This is a genomic window from Halorientalis pallida (genome assembly GCF_049605515.1).
GTDB classification, from domain to species: Archaea; Halobacteriota; Halobacteria; order Halobacteriales; family Haloarculaceae; genus Halorientalis; species Halorientalis pallida_A.
Map to the genome: position 1 here is coordinate 33,029 of NZ_CP187158.1, position 18,799 is coordinate 51,827.

Annotated in this window: 14 protein-coding genes; 3 read left to right on the top strand and 11 right to left on the bottom strand. The window is 67.7% G+C overall.

What is annotated here, in order from left to right; genetic code table 11:
• Window positions 1-76: 76 nt before the first annotated feature.
• Window positions 77-2,335 (bottom strand): NADP-dependent malic enzyme, encoded by a 2,259-nt coding sequence (locus tag ACOZ4N_RS01655; protein WP_424018184.1) that lies wholly within the window; start codon window positions 2,333-2,335, stop codon window positions 77-79.
• A gap of 119 nt (window positions 2,336-2,454) precedes the next feature.
• Between ACOZ4N_RS01655 and ACOZ4N_RS01660 the strand changes: the two genes are divergently transcribed.
• Window positions 2,455-2,964, top strand: a complete 510-nt coding sequence (locus tag ACOZ4N_RS01660; protein ID WP_424018185.1) for a COX15/CtaA family protein — start codon at window positions 2,455-2,457, stop codon at window positions 2,962-2,964.
• Window positions 2,965-2,985: 21 nt separating this feature from the next.
• Here ACOZ4N_RS01660 and ACOZ4N_RS01665 read toward each other — a convergent pair whose 3' ends face one another.
• On the bottom strand, window positions 2,986-4,497 hold the full coding sequence (locus ACOZ4N_RS01665) for a replication factor C large subunit (RefSeq protein WP_424018186.1): 1,512 nt from the start codon (window positions 4,495-4,497) through the stop codon (window positions 2,986-2,988).
• Between the two features lie 145 nt (window positions 4,498-4,642).
• On the opposite strand from ACOZ4N_RS01665, the gene ACOZ4N_RS01670 reads away from it, so the two are divergent.
• Window positions 4,643-5,215, top strand: coding sequence for a hypothetical protein (locus ACOZ4N_RS01670; protein ID WP_424018187.1), 573 nt, complete (start codon window positions 4,643-4,645; stop codon window positions 5,213-5,215).
• Here the strand turns inward: ACOZ4N_RS01670 and ACOZ4N_RS01675 are convergent.
• Window positions 5,206-5,847, bottom strand: a complete 642-nt coding sequence (locus ACOZ4N_RS01675; RefSeq protein ID WP_424018188.1) for a metal-dependent hydrolase — start codon at window positions 5,845-5,847, stop codon at window positions 5,206-5,208. The genes ACOZ4N_RS01670 and ACOZ4N_RS01675 overlap by 10 nt on opposite strands.
• 93 nt (window positions 5,848-5,940) lie before the next feature.
• Here ACOZ4N_RS01675 and ACOZ4N_RS01680 point away from each other — a divergent pair, with 93 nt between their 5' ends.
• Window positions 5,941-6,648, top strand: coding sequence for a helix-turn-helix domain-containing protein (locus tag ACOZ4N_RS01680; protein WP_424018189.1), 708 nt, complete (start codon window positions 5,941-5,943; stop codon window positions 6,646-6,648).
• Window positions 6,649-6,670: 22 nt separating this feature from the next.
• On the opposite strand, the gene ACOZ4N_RS01685 is transcribed toward ACOZ4N_RS01680, so the two are convergent.
• The 8 genes from ACOZ4N_RS01685 to ACOZ4N_RS01720 all read right to left on the bottom strand — a co-directional run bounded on the left by ACOZ4N_RS01685 (window position 6,671) and on the right by ACOZ4N_RS01720 (window position 18,701).
• The gene (locus ACOZ4N_RS01685) at window positions 6,671-6,955 is read right to left on the bottom strand and encodes a hypothetical protein (protein WP_424018190.1); all 285 of its coding nucleotides are present in this window, start codon (window positions 6,953-6,955) and stop codon (window positions 6,671-6,673) included.
• Between the two features lie 466 nt (window positions 6,956-7,421).
• A complete protein-coding gene (locus ACOZ4N_RS01690) occupies window positions 7,422-8,642 on the bottom strand; it encodes a hypothetical protein (RefSeq protein WP_424018191.1) in 1,221 nt (406 codons plus the stop codon).
• 191 nt (window positions 8,643-8,833) lie between these two features.
• The gene (gene hmgB, locus ACOZ4N_RS01695; RefSeq protein WP_424018192.1) at window positions 8,834-10,177 is read right to left on the bottom strand and encodes a hydroxymethylglutaryl-CoA synthase; all 1,344 of its coding nucleotides are present in this window, start codon (window positions 10,175-10,177) and stop codon (window positions 8,834-8,836) included.
• A gap of 78 nt (window positions 10,178-10,255) precedes the next feature.
• A complete protein-coding gene (locus ACOZ4N_RS01700; RefSeq protein ID WP_424018193.1) occupies window positions 10,256-12,469 on the bottom strand; it encodes a malectin domain-containing carbohydrate-binding protein in 2,214 nt (737 codons plus the stop codon).
• Between the two features lie 81 nt (window positions 12,470-12,550).
• Window positions 12,551-14,992 (bottom strand): hypothetical protein, encoded by a 2,442-nt coding sequence (locus tag ACOZ4N_RS01705; protein WP_424018194.1) that lies wholly within the window; start codon window positions 14,990-14,992, stop codon window positions 12,551-12,553.
• Window position 14,993: 1 nt separating this feature from the next.
• Window positions 14,994-17,033, bottom strand: a complete 2,040-nt coding sequence (locus tag ACOZ4N_RS01710) for a hypothetical protein (RefSeq protein ID WP_424018195.1) — start codon at window positions 17,031-17,033, stop codon at window positions 14,994-14,996.
• A gap of 103 nt (window positions 17,034-17,136) precedes the next feature.
• Window positions 17,137-17,724: a DUF2150 family protein gene (locus ACOZ4N_RS01715; RefSeq protein WP_424018196.1), complete on the bottom strand. Its 588-nt coding sequence runs from the start codon at window positions 17,722-17,724 to the stop codon at window positions 17,137-17,139.
• Between the two features lie 134 nt (window positions 17,725-17,858).
• Window positions 17,859-18,701 (bottom strand): TatD family hydrolase, encoded by an 843-nt coding sequence (locus ACOZ4N_RS01720; protein ID WP_424018197.1) that lies wholly within the window; start codon window positions 18,699-18,701, stop codon window positions 17,859-17,861.
• Window positions 18,702-18,799 lie beyond the last annotated feature (98 nt).

Below are 18,799 nucleotides of genomic sequence, written 5' to 3' on the forward strand. Positions count from 1 at the left end.
CGTCCGGCAGTTTTTCGCCCACGTTTTTGCGAGCCGGGTTCGCGTAGCGAACCCGGCGAAGTAAAAAGGTGGGTGGCTAGTAGTCGTTCTGCTGGGCGTCCACGACGGCGACGCTGGCGAGGTTCACGATGTCCTTCACTTCGTCGCCGCGCTGGAGGACGTGGACGGGCTTGTCCATGCCGACGAGCATCGGGCCGATGGCCTCCGCGCCGCCGAGGCGCTGGAGGAGTTTGTAGCCGATGTTGCCCGCCTCCAGATTCGGGAACACGAGGATGTTCGCGGGTTCGTCGAGGTCGGAGAACTCGTAGGTGCCGTTGAGGATGTCCTCGACGACGGCGGTGTCGGCCTGCATCTCCCCGTCCACGGGGAAGTCGACCTGCGGATCGTCACGGAGGAGGTCGGCGGCCTTCCGGGGCTTGCGGGTCCCCTCGTTGTCGACCGATCCGAAGTTCGAGTACGATAGCATGGCCGCCCGGGGTTCGATGTTGAACCGGCGGGCCAGCTCGGCCGTGTGGCAGGTCACCTCCGAGAGGACCTCGGCGTCGGGGTTCTGGTTGACGGTGGTGTCGACGCAGAACACGACGCGGTTCTTGAAGGTCAGCATGTAGACGCCCGCGGCGTAGTTGGCGTCCTCGGCGGTGCCGACGATCTGGAGCGGTGGCTTCAGCGCCGAGGGGTAGTTGTGCATCAGCCCGGTCAGCATGGCGTCGGCGTCGCCCATCTCGACCATGACGCTCCCGAGGTAGTTGCCGTCCTGCACGAGTTCGCCGGCCTCGCGGCGGGTGATCCCCTTGCGCTGTCGGAGGTCGTACAGTCGCTCGGCGTACGGTTCGAGGCTCCCCTCGCCGGGGTCGACGATCTCGGGGTCGAAATCCAGCGCCAGGGTCTCCATGATCGCCCAGATGCGCTCGCGGTCGCCGATCAGGATGGGGTCGGCGATGCCCTGATCGTCCATCTGGTAGGCCGCGCGGATCATCTTCTCGTCGTCGCCCTCCGCGAGGACGACTCGCTTGGGCTCGTTTTTCGCCTTGTTGAGGACGACCCGCATCATCTCGCGGGACTTGCCGAGCCGGGCCTCCAGTTGCTCGACGTACTCCTCGTGGTCGATCTCGACGCGGGCGGCCCCGCTGTCCATGGCGGCCTCGGCGACGGCCGGCGCGACCTCGAACAGGACGCGGGGATCCAGCGGCTTGGGGATGACGTACTCCGGGCCGTACTGGAGCGGCTGGTCGCCGTAGGCCTTGACGACGGCGTCGGGTACGTCCTGGCGGGCCAGTTCGGCCAGCGCCTCGGCGGCGGCGCGTTTCATCTCCTCGTTGATCTCCGTCGCGCGCACGTCGAGCGCGCCCCGGAAGATGAACGGGAACCCGAGGACGTTGTTGACCTGGTTGGGGTAGTCCGAGCGGCCCGTGGCCATGATGACGGTGTCGTCGCGGGCCTGTTTGGCGTCCTCGTAGGCGATCTCGGGGTCGGGGTTGGCCATCGCGAAGATGATGGGGTCCGATCCCATCGACTGGACCATCTCCTCGGAGACGATGCCGCCGACGGAGAGTCCGACGAACACGTCGGCGTCGACCATCGCGTCCGCGAGGTCGCCCTCGGGCACGTCGCGGGCGAACTCCTTTTTGAAGTCGTTGACGTCGTCGTTCTCGGCGCGGGCCTCGGTGATGATCCCCGAGGAGTCACACATGGTGATGTTCTCGCGGTTCGCGCCCAGAGAGACGTAGAAGCGGGCGGTCGCGATGGCGCTCGCGCCGGCACCGGAGAAGACGATGTCCAGTTCCGAGAGGTCCTTGCCGGCGATGTCGGCGGCGTTGAGCAGCGCGGCCCCGGAGATGATGGCGGTCCCGTGCTGGTCGTCGTGGAAGATGGGGATGTCCATCTCCTCGCGGAGGCGCTGTTCGACCTCGAAACACTCCGGCGCTTTGATGTCTTCGAGGTTGATGCCGCCGAAGGTCGGCTCCATCGAACTGATCGAGCGGATCATCTCCTCGGTGTCGGCGTCCTCGAGTTCGATGTCGAACACGTCGATGTCGGCGAACCGCTTGAACAGGACGCCCTTGCCCTCCATCACGGGTTTCGAGGCCTGTGCGCCGATATCGCCCAGGCCGAGTACCGCGGTCCCGTCGGAGACGACGCCGACGAGGTTCCCCTTCGCGGTGTAGCTGTACGCGTCGTTTGGGTTGTCCCGGATCGCACGGCAGGGGGCGGCGACGCCCGGCGAGTAGGCGAGGCTCAGATCACGCTGGGTGTTGGTTGGCTTCGTCGTCGAGATCTCGATCTTCCCCGGGGGGTCCTCCCGGTGATAGTCGAGCGAATCCTCGTCTAGTCCCATGCACTATGGGGACCTTGCCAGCGTAAAAAGGTAACCGAAAATAATGTTCGACGTTCGTCGATCCCACTGCCCGAGAACGAAAGGCCGAGCATAAGTAGACGCGAGCCTGAGAGGCGAGTATGCGACTGGGCTTTCGCCACCTCGCGGCGGCGACGACCGGGATGACGTTCTCGCTCATCCTGCTCGGCGTCTACACCGGTGCCATCGGTGCGGGACTGTCCTGCGGTGCCCGCTGGCCGCTCTGTAACGGGGCCGTGTTCGGTCTGTTCCCGGCCGACTGGCCGAGTTTCGTCGAGTGGTTCCACCGCTTCGTCGCGATGGTCACCGGCTTCATGATCGTGGGGACGACCTACGCCGCCTGGAAACGCCAGCCCCGGACCGACATCCGCTGGGCTTCGACCGTCGCGCTGGCCGTCCTGCCCGTGCAGGTCCTGCTCGGCGCGAACACCATCTGGTTCTACGGACCCGTCGCGCAGGTCCTCCACCACACCGCCGCGCTGACCATCTTCGCGGCCATGACCGCGACGACCGCCTGGGCGTTCCAGGGGGTCGCCACCACGGCCGACACCGCGACCGACGCGGACGCCGACGCGAGCGCCGAAGGGTCTTCCGGGCCAGTCCGGCTCTGAGAACTGCCTGCGTTTCGACCGCTACATGAACTCGCCGAGTCCCGACTGCTGATCGTCCGCGCTCGCGTCTTCGTCGGCCGACTCCGCCTCGCCGGTGTCGTCGTCGCTCTCGTCGGCCCCGGCGCTCGCAGTGAGCGTCGCCTGGCCGTCGCCGTCGTCGCTCTCGTCACCGTCGTCGCCGTCGGCGGCGTCCTCGCTCGCTTCCTCCTCGCCGACAGCCCCAGCGCGACCGCCCTCGAACGCACCGCCGGAGTGTTCGACGGCGGCTTCCTCCCGGAGTTGCTGCGCATCCGCGACGATGTCCTGGACCTTGTTCGTGTCCTTGCCCGAGCCGGTGACGAAGGCGACGTGTTCGGCCTCCAGATCGTAGCGGGCGGTCATCGCCACGGTGAGTTCGCGGTTCTTGCAGTGGTGGGTCATCGCCGCCAGGTGCGGGATGACTTCCCGGCGGGCGGTGGCCATGCTCACGCCCAGATTCTCGGCGATCTTGCGGGCCACGTAGTCGCGTTTCTCCCGCGTGCCCCGTGAGCGGCCGAGTTTCGACCAGTAACTCGGCGGGCCGTAGCGGGTCCAGCCCCCCTTCTCGCCGTCGCGGGCGGCGGCGACGCCGGCGGTCATGTTGTCGCCGGCGTAGCGCCAGTAGGAGTAGTTCTGGGTCGCCCGCACTCGCCCGAGCCAGCGGTCGGCGTTGGCCAGGAAGTCGTACGCCCGGGCCAGCTCCCGGCCCTCGTAGTCTTTGGGCATGTTGTCCTCGATCCAGTTGATGAGGTCGTCGGGCGTCTCGTCCACGTCGTAGGAGGCTTTCAGCGCCTCCTCGGCGTCGGCTTTCTTGATGACGGTGTCGAGGTAGTCGAAGACGCCGTTGGTCCGGTCGCGTTCGCCGGTCATCACGTCCTCGGCCCGGAGTTCCGTGCGACCCTGGGCGAGGGCCTGCAGGTCGTTGATCGCGCCCCGGAGGTCGCCGCTGTTGGACTCGGCGATGGACTCTAGGGCCTCGTCCTCGAACTCGATGTCCTCCTGGCGGCACACGTCCCGGAGGACGGGAACGATAGAGCGCGCGGAGATGTCGCGGAACTCGATCTCCCGGCAGGCGTTCCGGAGGGTGTTGGACATCTCGTAGAAGTCGTTGGCGATGAGGACGACCGGCTGGCCGGCCTCCTTGACGATAGACGTGACCGCTTTGGAGCCACCGCGGTCGACGTTGCCGTGGAAGTTGTCGGCCTCGTCGACGATGATGAGCTGTTTGCCGGAGCCGCCCAGCGTCGTGTTCTTGGAGGCACGCCCGGCCAGGCGCTCGATGTCGTCTTTGGTCCGGGAGTCGCTGGCGTTGAGTTCGACGGTGTCCCAGCCCATGTCGTTGGCCAGCGCGTGGGCCGCGGAGGTCTTCCCGATCCCGGGACTCCCGTGCAGGATGGCCGCCTCCCCGTGTTCGTCCCAGGTCCGCCCCCACTCCTTCAGGGCGTCGCGGGCCTTGTCGTTGCCCCGGACCTCAGAGAGCGTCGACGGGCGGTATTTCTCGGTCCAGTCACTCATTGTCGGGAGGACGAACGGACCGCGTTTAGGGGTTGCGGAGCGGGGGCTCTCGGATTTGTACGCACTGGCATCTACGGGCCTGCATCCGGCGCGCGAAAAAGGTGGCGCCACAAGGTACTTTCCCTGGACCGACGAGGTGAAAGATATGAGCTCCGATCGGATCGGTGGGCTGCCGCTGGGAACAGGCGCGATAGCCGGCGCGGGCGCGTACCTGCTCGGCTACGTCTTCACGTACCTGCTGGTCGGCAGTGACGTTCGCGAATCGGCCGTGAACCAGGTCTTTCAGGCCCTCGGTGGGGAAGACCTGACCTACCAGGCGGTCGGGTGGGTGTTCTACAACGCCCACTTCGTCTCGACGGTCGTGGACGTGAACATCCCGTTCATCGGCGGGTCCGACACGGTCAACTTCATCGCACAGGTCGACGCGTTCTCCGCGATCCTGTACGTGGTCCCTGTCGTCTTGCTGTTCGGTGCGGGTCTGGCTGTCGGCCGCCGGACGCCGGGTGAACAGGACGTCGGCGACGCGGCCGCGGCCGGTGCCACCGTCGTCGCGGGCTATCTGCCCCTGGCGGTGATCGTGGGCTTCCTGATCCAGGTCCAGACTAACGGTTCCTCGGCGGGTCCGGACCTTCTCCTGGCGGCCGTCCTGGCGGGCTTGATCTACCCTGCTGTCTTCGGTGCGCTGGGAAGTGTCGCCGCCTTCGCCACTCAGTCCTGACTGGCACGGGCCCACAGGACGACGGGGCTCGTCAGCACGAGGAGGAGTTGCCAGCCCGACTGGGCGACGGGGAACACCCGGTCGACGGTTTCGGGCTCCTTTCCGGCGGTCGGGTCGACGCCGCTGTTGACGTGGTAGTTCTCGGTCGTCCCCAGCGCCCGCGTTCCAGTTCCGTCGCCGACCGGATCGGTACCGATCTCGACGAACGTCTGGACCAGCCCGCGCTGGGTGGAGTACTCCAGCGTCCCACCGATGGAGTAGAACTGATCGTGCAGGGGATAGAACGGGTTCGCGCCCCAGTGGGTGAACAGGTCGAGACCCACTGCGGCGAACGTGAACGCGAGCAGTGACACCCAGGCGACGCGTGGTGCCTGCTCGCCGAATCGTCCGGTGAGCCACGGCCGGTCCCGGCGCAGGTCGTAGTACAGCAGGCCGCCGGCGACCGCGGGTAACAGGAGCGTGTGGAATGCCGCACGGTGAGCGCCCGGGACCGCTAACCCGACGAACACGTCCAGATCGGCGAATATCACGACGGCGAACACGACGGCGAGGCTTCGGCGGGAGAAGGCGTCACCGAGTACGGCGGCGGCGAGGATGCCCGCGAAGGCGAGGTGCACCACCGTCGATGGCATAGCGGTGTTCAGGGAGCGTCCGGGCAAATCCCTTCCGGTGGACCTCTCTGCTGTGCCGATACGTTAAAGTCGTCGAGTGCGTCCACTGGCGACATGGGACGTGGGCCACGCCGTGAACTCGCCGAGAAGATCGCCGGCGAGATCACGCTCAGCGACGACCCGGGGGCGACCCTCCGGAAGTGGCGGACCGACTTCGACGTGTCCCAGACCGAACTGGCCGACACGCTGGAGGTCTCCTCCTCCGTGATCTCCGACTACGAGAGCGGCCGCCGGCAGAGCCCCGGCATCGGCGTCGTCGACCGCATCGTCGGCGCGTTGCTGGACATCGACGAGGCCCGCGGCGGCGGGCGCATCCGCCAGCACGCGCGGGTGCTCTCGGCGGGGTTCGACAGCGAGATCGTCCACGACCTCCGGGAGTACCCGGCGACGATCCCGATAGACCGGTACTACGACGCCATCGACGCGACCGAGATCGTCGAGGGTGCGCAGGCGACCGTCGCCGGCCACACCGTCATCGACAGCATCGAGGCGATCACCCGCCTCTCCAGCGAGGAGTTCTACCGGCTCTACGGGCAGTCCACGAACCGGGCGCTGGTCTTCACGAACGTCACGCGCGGGGAGTCACCGCTGGTCGCGATGCGTGTCGTCACACCGACGCCCAACGCCATCGTCCTCCACGGACTGGACGAGGACAGCCTCTGGGAGCACGCGCCGCGACTGGCTCGCATCGACGGGTTCTCGCTGGCCGTGACGACGACGGACCTGCCGACGATGCTCGACGGGATGCGCGAGTTGCCCTGAGAGGACTGATCGGAGACTGCGGTTACGACTCGACGGACGCCCCGACCGCGTCGGCGATCGCCTCGAGGTCGGCCTTCCGGAACGTGGAGTCGTCCGCTACCTCCGGCGACTCCGCGATCCCCACCTGCGCCCGGATTCGTCGGCGCATCCGCGTCGTCGACGGCCGCTCGGCGTCGTCGACGGCGACCCCGAGCGCCGCACAGATCGCCTGCAACTCCTCCTTCGTGAACGACGCGTCGACCTCCCGCTCGAAGCGACCGGTCGCCGCTCGAATCGCGTTCTGGATCTCGTGGACGGTCGGACTCATGGGTGTCCACTCGCCCGTCGGCTCCCTCAAGCTTCCTACTCGGTCGCGATGCAACGGGCAGACGATGCGGCGTGGGTCCGCTCGCCCGTTCCGAGTCGCACGCGCTGGATTCACCATTTCAGGGTTGCCAGCGACGGACTGGTTCCAGTTCGGCGTGTGACAGCGGTAACCCAAATTGCCACCAGCATCCGCGGCGCGAAGGCGTTCGAAAGGCGCGGAGCGCCTTTCGTGATCACGAGAGAGCGTTGCTCTCTCGGACGACGCCGCGGTTCCCCGCGAGCGCCGGAGGCGCTCGCGCTTTTTTCACCACTGACAGAGCAGCGCTCTGTCAAGCTCACGCTCGCCCCCTGCGGTTACTCGCGGGTATCACGGGACTCGCGCGGCGCGCGAGTCCCGCTTTTTCGCCCACGTTTTTGCACCGAGTGGTTCGCGCCCTCGGCGCGAACCCGAGGTGGAAAAAGGTGGGTTAGCAGAGGTTCTGCTGGTAGTACCCCGACCCGGCCAGGCCGTCGTTCAGTTCCGCTCTCGCGGCGTCGGAGAGGAAGGCCTCGTCGGCGTCGACGGTCGGGGAGAGCCAGCCCTCGCTGGTGTGGGTCTTGCCGTCGACTTCGCCGACGACGTTGTGGAGGAGTTCGTGGGTGATGACGTGGACGCGGAAGGGAACGTCGCCGTCGTAGGCGCGGCGTTCGTCGTCGACGACGCCGCCGAAGCCGGGGGCGCTGGCGAAGCCGACCTGACTGCCACCGCGGACCTCACCGACGACGATCTGGTGGTAGCGACAGCGCCGCGGCCCGAGGTTCCGGGCCGTGTAGTACTGGTGGACGTCTTCGACGCGCTCGCCGGAGACCGAGACTTCGGCACCGATGGCGCCGCCGTATCCGTCGTCGCGCTCGTCGTCGATGTGGAGGGTGATACCGGTCGAGCCGTCGGGGTTCCGAACGGGCATGTCCGCCCAGACCTGTTTGAGTGCCTGCCGTTCACGCTGGGAGAGCGGGTGGGTGTAACTGCCGTAGTCGAACTGGACGTACAGGTCCATGCGGTCGGGGTCGGCGTTGGGCAGTTCCGCGCCGCCGGGTGTCTCGCCCGCTCGCTCCCAGCTATCCTTCAGCCGGTCGCCGTCGCTGTCGGGCCGGGGTCGGTCGTAGGCGCGTTCGTCGTCGCTCGCGCCCTCGGCACCGCCCTGGGTCGCAACGTCGCCGGAGAGAACGTCGTTCATGCGGTCGTTGGCGTCTTCGAGCGCGCTCTTGGGGTCGTCCCCGCTGGTGAAGTTGCCGGCGTTGCTGACGGCGCTGTTCTCGCCGAGGTCGCCGATCACGTACGGGAGCGCCCAGACCGAGCCGATGAGAAAGAGGATGGTGAAACAGAAGGCGAAAGCCGCTTTGCCGATCGGTGTGTTCGGCGTGACGAAGCGGACGATGCGTTTCGTCCGGGGCCCGGCCCGCCGGACCGCGGCGTAGCCGACTCTGGCGAACTCGTAGGCGACGACCACGGCGACGATCATCGTCCCGAGGAAGACGGTCAGGATGAACGCCCAGTAGGGGAGCGTCTCGCTGGCCCAGCGGATTCCCTCGACGACGGCTCCGCCCGCCGGCGCGAGCAATCGACCGACCCGCGTCGGGAACGCGATCAGTGCCGTGACCAGGCCGATGATCGCGCCCACGAACGCGCTCTCCGCTGGATGTGCCATACCCCGGAGTTGTCCCCCATCCGATTTGAATCCCTCGTTAATTTTATCGTTATCAATACTTTCGACTGGACGACGAAATTTGATAGAATCTGCCGATAGTGGCGCTCGATTGACGGATTGGCCGTATCAGGTTCGAAAACGACCGCTCGTAACGGTTCGTTACAGCTGTCGCGATACGAGAGCCAACCCGTTCACTCCACGTAGCGATACTTCCGTTCGCCCATGCGGCCCCACCCGTCGAAGACGAACTCCTCGTCGGGCGTCGTGAACTCCTCGGCGTCGGCCTGGGTGTCGGTGTCGTGGTTGTGTACGTCGTGGATGTGTTCGTACTCCTCGAAGGAGATGGAGTACCGCGATTCGAGCTGTTCGTCGACGTTCAGTTCGGCGATTTCGTCCTCCCAGCCGGGCTGGACGGTCTCGGCGTGGATCTCCGCCTGTGCGCCACTGCCGTAAGAGCCGACCAGCAGCCGCTCGCCGGTCAGGTCCTCGCCGGCCTCCAGGGCCTGCTTGAGACCACTGATGCGGGCGACGTGGACCGAGCCGGTGTACCAGTTCCCGACCTGCCGGGAGATGGTGAGCGTGGGTTCGATCACGTCGTCGTACCACTCGGCGTAGGTGTCGGTCTCTTTGAGTTTGTCCGTGTACTCGCTGATGGCGTCCCGGAACGCGTCCTCGTCGTCGAACGCCTCCTGTCGGGGCTGGCGACCGATCTCCCCGGCCAGTTCCTCCTCGATACCCGTGTTCCGGGTCATGTGTCGGAAGCCAAGCAGTGCGGCCTTCCGAACCATCCCCGGGAACGGCGTGTGGAACGGGACGAGCGTGAAGTCACCCGGCTCGATCTCGCCCCAGACCGACTCGAAGTCCTCGACGGCCTCGCGCATCCGCGCGAGGTACACCTGCACCGACCGCTTCCCGTCCACCGAGGGGAACTGCTGGTTGGGTTTCAGGAAGTCCGTCTCGTCGGCACTGCCGAAGCCCTGCTCGGGCGACAGTTCGACCAGATCCGGGTCCTCGCTGATCAACAGCGCGACTGCGCCCGCGCCCTGGGTCGCCTCGCCCGGGTCGCCGCGGGCGTACAGCGCCGTGTCGGTCGCGACGACGATGGCCTTCCGGCCGCGATTCCGGCCCGCGCGAATCCAGTTGTACGCGTCGTCGATGCTCTGGGTGCCCGCCACGCACGCGAACTTCCGTTCGCCCTTGTTGGCGTGGTGGAAGTCGCCGTCGTACACCTGCTCCAGACAGCCCGCGATGTACGTCGAGACCGGTTTGGAGTTGTCGAAGGCGCTCTCGGTGGCCACGTCGATCCGGCCGATGTCGTCGGGTTCGAGCCCCTTGCGCTCCATCAGCCGGTGGGCCGCGTTCGCGCCCATCGTCACGATGTCCTCGTACGTGTCCGGGAACGAACTCGAATGGAGGCCCAGGCCCTTCGTGTACTTCTCCGGCGACTCGCCCTTCGCGGGCGCGAACGTCTCCGCCAGGTCCAGTTCCAGCTTCCCCGTCCTGATCTCCACGGCGTCGATGCCGACCGCTGTCATACCTACATCTCCGTGAACGCCCTATAATATATTGTCGACTAAACTATCGACAGATGTCGAAACCACGGCGGGCGTCGCTCACGGACTCGCGGTCAGATCGGCCCGGTCCAGCGACGGGCTCTCGGTCGGCGAACTCGTCGTGGACTGGACGACGAGTCTGAACGTCCCGCTCGGACTCGACAGCCCGGTCACGTCGTAGGGACCGCCGCTCCCGTCGAGCGTGATCGCGTCGCTGGTCTCCTCGAAGGTTCCGTCGCCGTCGGGGTCGGACTCGACCGTCACGTCGATGCCGGTGCCCGCGGGGAGCGTGGCGGCGACGTTCGTCAACTGGAGATTCGCCGGGTCCCGCGCCGTGGCGAACGTCTTCTGGCCCGTCGTGAGCGATCCGGAACTGCCCGCGGCGTACAGGTCCGAGACGGCCCCGCTGGAGAGGACGCTGTCGTAGACGCGTAGTTCCTCGATCCGGCCGTCGAAGTACTCCGGCGTCCCGCCGGTGTCCTCGATCCGCCCGATGCTGTCGAACGTGTTGGTGATCGTCCCGGTGCGCGACGTGGCCGTGTCGTCGAGGGTGCCGTCGACGTACACCTGAATCTCGCCGGAGGACGACTCCCGCGTCAGGACGACGTGGTGCCAGGTGCCGTCGTTGACCGGCGACGAACTCCGCGCGGTCGCGTCGTTGCCCGTCTGGATGGCGATGTTGCCCGAGCCGTCGATGAAGCCCCAGAAGATGTCGTCGCCGTCGCCGTTGCTCTCGACGCCCGTGATGCCGGGGGCCACCCACGGCGTGTCGTTGCCGCCCTGGGTCGTCCGAATCCACGCCGAGATCGAGGCCGTCTCCCGGAGGGCCGTGATGTCCGTCGCGCCCGAGACGTAGTCGTCGGTCCCGTCGAACTGGATCGCCGTCGTCCCCAGGATACCGCCTTGACCGAGCGTCGCGCCCTGGACCGTCCCGTCGTTCCCGTTGCCCGTCACGTCGGCAACGGTGGACCCGCTGTCCTCGTCGAACGGCCAGAACGCCAGCGGCGCGCCGTCCCAGCGGCTCCCGTCGCCGGGATAGCCCAGTTCCACCGCACCGGCCGTCCGGTCGCCGTACCCCTCGTGGACGACGGCGTTCTCGCTCGTCGCCCCGTCCCAGTCGCTCGCCGTGTCCCAGGACAGGCTCGCGGGACTCGGTGCGTCCCCGATCCGTTCGACCTTGATCGCGCTCGACTTGGCGTTGTCCACGTCCGTGCTGAACTCGATGTTGAGGGTTCCGTCGGTGACCGTCACCGTGCGGGTCAGATCCAGCGCCGCGTCGTGACCCACCTGGCTGTGGATGTCGAGGTTCGAGATTCGCTCCGTGCCCTCCAGAGACACGTCGAACTGGCGCTGGCCGTCGCTGGTCCAGTAGATCTCGGCCAGCTTGAACGTCACCCGATACTCCCCGTCGGAGACGGGCACGTCGTAGCTGAAGTCGCCGTAGCGTTCGGACTGGTAGAGCGTGTCGTCGGTCGTCCCCGAGATCGGGTCGCCGCTGGTGAAGGTACTCCCGCCCGTGAACTGCGTGTCGGCCTGGTACTGCGTGCCGTCGCCGGCGGTGTACGACGGCCCGCCGGAGTTGACCGCGAAGACGACCGGCGTCGTCACGCTGACCGTCCGGTTAGTCACGGCCGTCTTCCCCGCGTCGGTCGTCACCGTCAGCGTGACGTTGTACTCGCCCTCGCTGGCGAAGGAGTGGTCGATGGTCGAACTCCCCGTCGACGTGACGGTCCCGTCGTCGAAGTCCCACTCGTAGCTGGTGATCGTCCCGTTGGGCGCGCGCGACCCGCCCGCGTCGAAGGTCACCGTCTCCCCCGGCTGGGGAGTACCCGGGACGTAGGTGAAGCTGGCCGACGGTTCGCCGGGGTCGGGCACGTTCAGCGCGTCCCGTCCGAGAATGGCGTTGGTCGGCTCGTGAACCAGCAGGACCTCGAACGTCTCGCTCGTCACACCGTGGGCTCGCGTTATCGAGTCCCCGAGCCCGAACTCGTCGTCCCCGCCGCTGAGGTTCGCCGCGTCGACGGTGAACCGGCCGTTCGACCCGCCGCCCCGCACGAGCAGGCGGAGTTCTCCGACCGGAACCGCGTCCCCGCCGACGTGTGTGATCGAGACGTTCTCGGCGGTGGCCTCGAACTGCAGGTCCGCGAGCGGCTCGTCGCCGCCGCCCCCGCCGCCGAGGACGAACACGGTCGCGATCCCGACCAGGATCACCACCACGCCGATCAACAGCGTCACCCCGATGACTTCCGACTGGGCGCGCTGACGGGACGACATCCTGACTTTCCTACTTATCCCCGAGCCAAAGAGGTTCGGTCCGCCTCGGTCGTCGATGCCCGCCGTTCACTGGTGTCTCCATCAGGGTGGGCCGCCACCGCCGGGTGGGCCACCGCCGCCGCCGCCGGGGTTCGTCACCTCGAAGGTCGTACTCCGGGTGTCGGCGTCCTCGCGGCTGAAGCCGACCGTGTAGGTCCCGCGAGCGCCGCTGCCGGACCCGGTCTGGACGCCGGTGAACTCCACGGTGATCGTCGTGCCGGCGCTCACTCCGCTGTCGGGCGTGACGTAGTTCAGCGTCACGTTGTTGGCGTTTTGCTGGTTGAGGTTCACACTGCCGGGGGAGCCGCCGGCCACCGACGCGCCGCCGTTCGTGTAGTCGACCTGCTGGTTCCCGCCGGTCCCGTCCTGGGGATCGCTGAGGTCGATGGTGACGACCTCGTCGCCGTTGAGGTCCGTATCGGGCGTGAACGAAATCGTCTGGGTGGTACTGCTCTCGCCCTGGGTCAGGTCCGACGCACTCAGGCTCCGCAGTTCGGACGTGCCGGTGTCGACGGCCACGTCGAACGGCGTCCCGACGGAGTTCCCGTCGCTCCGACTGATCGAGACGGTGTAGGGGCCGTTCTGGTTCGAGGGCGTCCCCGCGCGGATGCTGGTGATCCGGACGACCGCCGTCTGGCCCTGCGCCAGTCCGCCCGAGGGCGGGGTGTAGACGACCGTCGCGCTGTCGGAGTTCTGCGCGTTGAACCCGGCGCTCCCGCCGCCCTGGCTCACCGACGCCCCGGCGGAGCCGTACTCGACCTGGCGCGGTGAACTCCGCTGGGCCGCACTCAGGTCGACCGTGACCGACTCGCCGCTCGGGAGGTCCGCGTTCGGCGTGAACGCGATCAACTGGACCTGCTCGTTCCCGTAGGGCAGAATCGAGGTCGCGTCGACGCTGCTGAACCCGTTGAACCCGGTGACGTTCAACTGGAGGGCGTCCCCGGCCGCGCCGCTCCAGGTGTACACACGGAGTCCGCCGTTCCTGTCGACCTCCAGGACCGTCTGGTTCCGGCCGTTCGCGTCGGTCTCGCCGGTCGCTCGCTGGACCGTCCCGACGGTCGTGTCGTTGACCGCGTAGCGCACGTCCGCGCCACCGACCGTGGGGTCGGTCGCCATCGTCAGCGTCACCGTCTCGGACTCGGTGCCGTCGATCAGACACTGGTCGGCCGAGCAGGGCTGGTCGACGCCCGGCTGTCCGGACGGGTCCTGCCACTCCACCTGGTAGGGCACGTCCTCGCCGCCGGCGCTCCGCAGCGTGACCGGCACGGAGACGTTCCGTGGCGTCGTCGCGTCGAAGGTCCCGCTGGCCGGATCGACCGCGAAGCTCACGTCCACCGAATCTGTCCCGTCGCTCCCCAGACTGTCGGGTGCCTCGTAGGTGAACGCCGCCCGGCCGTCGGCGTCGCTCGTCGCCGTGGACGACTGCAGTGCCGAGTCGCCCCGGTCGGTCGCCGCCCGGAGCGTCACGCCGCTGACCGGGTTGTCGAACCGGTCGCGCACCTCGACGACGACCCGGGCCGTCTCACCCTCGAACGCCGTCGGCGTCGCGCTCACGTTCGTGAGGTAGGCCGGCCCCGGGTTCTCGACGCCCGAGCCGACGCCGACCCGGGCGAGCCGGAGGTCGTACCCCTGGCCCTTCGCGAGTTCCACCCGGAGCCGGTCGAACCGCCGGTTCGGGACCGCTTCGACCGCGACCTCGGTGACGTGGCCGCCCGAACCGACGCGTTCGGCAGCGAGCAGGTCGTCCCACCGATCCTCCGAGAGCAGGGTCGGGACCGTCACGGTCACGTTGCTGTCGGCGTCGGGGGCCCTCACGTCGACCGTTCGCACCGCCGCGCTCGCCGGCTGGAGATCCACCGTCAGTGCGCCCGTCCGCGACGCACCGAGTGACCCGTTGAGCGTGACGAGCGTGATGCGGTCGTCCCGGACCAGGCGCTGGCCCGACAGCGTCGCATTGCCCTGATCGCGGCTGGCGTACAGCACGCTGTTCTCGTAGATCACTCGCGGGGCCGTGCGATAGCGACTGTAATCCGGGTCGTAGACGAGCGCTCCCGTCGTCAGATTGTGGGTGGTTCCGTTCCAGAAGTCGCCGGTCTCGCCGCCCGTCGTCGCGTTCAGGACCGAGACGTTGATCGCGTCGTCTGTCGTCCCGACCGTCCGGAGCGACCCGACGGCTGGACCGGGATTGATCGCGAACAGCCGACTCGGGTAGCGCACGCCCAACTGGACCGTCGTCGCCCGGTTGCTCCCGTCCAGCCCCGTCGCGAGCAGGTCCGAGCGCAACTCCGACAGCTGATCGGCCACCTGCTTGCTGTGATCGAACTCGACCTCGCGGTTCTCCTGGGGGACGACGAACGCCTGGTAGGTCGCGAGGCTGATGACGATAGCCGCGAGCAGGAGGACCGCCCCGACCTGGATCGCCTGGCCCCGTCTGTCGGCCCGGAACGGGTGGTCGTCGCCGCGGTGGTGCGTGCGCCCGGTCATCTCAGGACCCGTCCACCGACACGTCGTCGAAGTGCCAGAAGTCGTACCCGCTGCCGCTGCCGTCGATCAGGTACCATCTGAGCCGGAAGTCGGCGTGGGCGGCCTGGGGGTCCGTGATCGACTCGCTCACCGTGAACGACTCGCCGTCGGCGTAGTCCTCGGGCTCGTAGAACGCGATGGTGTTCCAGCTGTCGTCGGCGGCCTGGTACTGGAGATAGAGATCCTCGCCCGATTCGGGTGGTTCGCTGAAGCTACCGCCCTTCCGGACCCAGGCCTCCACGGTCACGGAGCTACAGTCGGTCGTGTCGGCCGTCGCCGACCGGACGTAGCCGGCCTCCTGAGAGACGAACGCCGAGTACTGTCCCGAGTTGCTCGTGTCGTCGTTGACGCCACCGTCACCCGGCGACGTGACCTGCGTGTACGTCCACCCCGAGGGGAGGGTCCCGCTCTCGAAGCTCTCGCTCAACACGGGGTTGCAGTCCGGCACCTCGGTCACGGTCAGGGGCAGTTCGTCGCCGCTCCCGCCGCTCGTGGTGAACGCGCTCACGTCGCCCGTCGTCAGTGCGTCGAATCCGACGGTATCCGCGCCGCTGGCGTTGGTCTGCCCGCTCGTGGTGTTGAGCACACCCACAGTGCCGTCGCTCAGCGTGTACTCCACGGCCGCGTCGTCGGCCGTCGGGTTCGTCTCCATCGTCAGCAACACGGTCCCCGACTTCGAGGCGTTCACGTCGCAACTCCCGCCGCTACAGGTCACGCCCTGCTGTCCGCCGGGAGTCCGCCAGCTGACCGTGTACGCGCCGCCGCCCCCACTGCTGGTCCCGCTCCCGTCCGTGTTCCGGACCGTCAGCGCCACGGAGACGTTCTCGGGCGTCGTCGCGTCGAATCCCGTCGTCGCGGCCGGGTCCAGCGCGAGGCTGGCGTTGAGCGCGTCCGCTTTCGGCCCCCCGTTCACGTCGTCGGGCGCGCGGTAGGTGAACACCGCCCGCCCCTCCTCGTCTGTCGTGTCGTTGCGCGGCCGGACCACCGAGTCGTCCCGGCTCGTGTTCGCGTCGACCCGGACCCCGCTGACGGGGTTGTTGAACCGGTCGCGAACCTCGACGACGACCCGCTGGGAGCCCGCCTCGGCCACGCTCTCGCCGTCGCCGGAGACCGTCGTCAGGTAACTGGCCTCGGGCCGCTGGGTACGCGTTCCGACGCCCGCTCGCGCGAGCTGGAGCTGGTAGGTCACGTCCTGCTCCAGCCCGAGTCGCAACTCCCGGAACTCTCCCGGTCCGGACACCACGTCGACGGCCGCGACGTGCCCGCCCTGCGCGACCCGTTCGGGTTCGAGCAACGTCTCCCACGTCGACTGGTTCAGCCGCGTCGGCACGGTGACGACGACCCGTTCACCGGTCGTGTTCGTGACTGCGACGCGACGCGTGCTGGCGCTGAGTGCGCCCACGTCGACCGTGGCCGCCCCCGAGCGCGTCACCGACAGCGAGCCGTTCAGCGCCACCAGGGTCAGCCGGGAACCACTGATCAGCCGCTGGCCGGTCGCGGGCTGGACGCCCTCCCGGTAGCGGCTGTACAGCACGCTGTTCTCGTACCACGTCGTCCCCGCGCTGTCGAGGACGTTGTAGTTGGGTTCGTAGGCGAGCGCTCCCGTGGTCAGATTGCGAGTCGTCCCGTTCCAGAAGTCGCCGGTCTCGCCGCCCGTCGTCGCGTTGGCGATGGACGCGTTCACCCCGTCGTCGGTCGTCCCGACCGTCCGGAGGGTCCCCGTCACCGGACCCGGGTTGACCGCGACGGCTCTGTCGGGATAGGTCGTCCCCAGCGGGATCGTCACGGACCGCCCGTCGCCGTCGCCGGTGATCGAGACGATTCCGTTGCGTAACTCCTGGAGTTGCTGTTGGACCTGCTGGTTGTGTGAGAATTCGACGTTCCGGTTCTGTTCCGGGACGATGAACGCCTGGTAGGATGCAAAGGCCAGGATCAGGGCCCCGAACAGCAACACGGCCCCGATCTGGATGGACTGTGCGCGCTCGTCGTCCCGGACACCCATATCACGCGGACTTTGCGTCCACCGCCCAAATATATAGCGGCCAGGTCAGGTCACAATATCGATGGGTCGACGCCACGCCCCCGTCTGTCCGGCCCGCGTCTCCTCAGTCCTCGTCCTCTTCGACGACTTCGGGGTCGCTCATCGCCGTCTGGAGGCTGTCCAGCCCGTTGACCCACTCGGCCACCAGCCCGAACTCCAGTTCCTCGGCCAGTTCCATCGACAGTTCGTCGCCGTCGATGATCCGGGTGCCGGCCTGCGCGCAGTAGCCGAGCGCCGCGTCGGGGTCCTCCTCGGCCTCGGCGTCGGCGGCCGCGCGGACGTACTCCTCGATGCTCCCGTCGTCGGCGACGCCGCCGGCGACGTACTCCTCTGCCGCGTAGAACACGCAGACGAGGGAGGTCTGGACGCCGTCGACGAGCATCAGCTTCTCCTCGTCGTCCAGCTGGACCTCCGAGAGGACGATCTCCCGGATGTCCGCGAGCTTCTCGCGGGCTTCTTCTTCCTCGATATGCCCGTCCTCGTAGGCCGTGATGATCTTCGCGACCGCGATTGCCGTGTCGTCTTGCAGGTTGAGCAGGAGCCGCGCGGAGTCCTCGTCTTCCGGGTCGATATCTTCCTCGTCGATCCGCTCGATCCAGTTTTGCCACCGCTCCTCGGTGTAAAACGTCCCCGGCGGGTCGCTATCGCTCATACCTGCCCCTATGTACGGCCGGGGTTAAAGACTTCGAGGTCAACACACCCCGCTCGACTCCACCTGGAACGCTCGAATCCGACGAAATCGAGTCTCTCACGCCCCATCACGCAGGAGCCGCTACGAACACCCGCTCACTCCAGCGTCGCCTCGGTGTCGATGCCGTACACCCGTGCCGGCGTCTCGACGTGGGCGTTGCGGATCGCCTCGTCGTGGCCGTCCTCCAGCAGCCAGCGCACGCGGCGGGGCACGGTCTTCGGCCCCAGCACCGCGCCCGGCCGGTCCGGGTCGTCGATGAAGTCCGTCTCCATCATGAACGGCTCGCCGCGCTCGACTGCGACTTCGAGTTCGTCCTTGTCGGCGAGGACGCTCGGGACGGGGCCCTCCATCCGGCCCCCGGAGTAGTGTTTCACCACGCGCTCGCGCGGGAGGCCGCGGTCCTCGGCCCACTCGGCGACCTCGGTGAAGTCCTCGCCGCCCTCCGTGTGCAACTGGACGGCACAGCCGACCTCCCCGCCCAGTTCGAAGGCGTGTTTCATCACGTCGTTCGAGGCCGCCCAGACCGCCTCGTCCACGTCGTAGTGGGGCCGACCGGATTTGATCGCCAGCGCCGGCCCCTCGGCGACGTACTCGGCGGCCACGTCCAGCCCTGCCTGCATCAGGTCGCGGGCCTCGTCGGGCTCGTAGCCCCGATCCAGTAACTGGGAGATCAGTGCCGGGTGAACCCCGAGGACGGGCCAGGCCCGCCCGTCCAGTACCTCGGTGGCGTCCTCGACTGCCTCCACAGTCAGATCGAACACCTCCCGGAAGTCCTCGGCGTCGGAGACCTCGACGCCGAGCCCCCAGGAGGGCTTGTTCAGCACGAGCAGGTGCGTCCCGCCGTGGTCGGCGAACTCCTCGACGGCCTCGGTGTTGCGTCCGTTGACCGGGTCCAGATGCAGGTGATCGTCCAGTACCGGCGTGTCGAGGTCGTCCATACGCTCTCTGGTCGCGCCCGGCGCAAAAACCGTTCGTCTCGGGCAACTGCTCCCCGTGTCAATGTATCGCTCCTGACACCCCCTCCGGAATTCCTTTG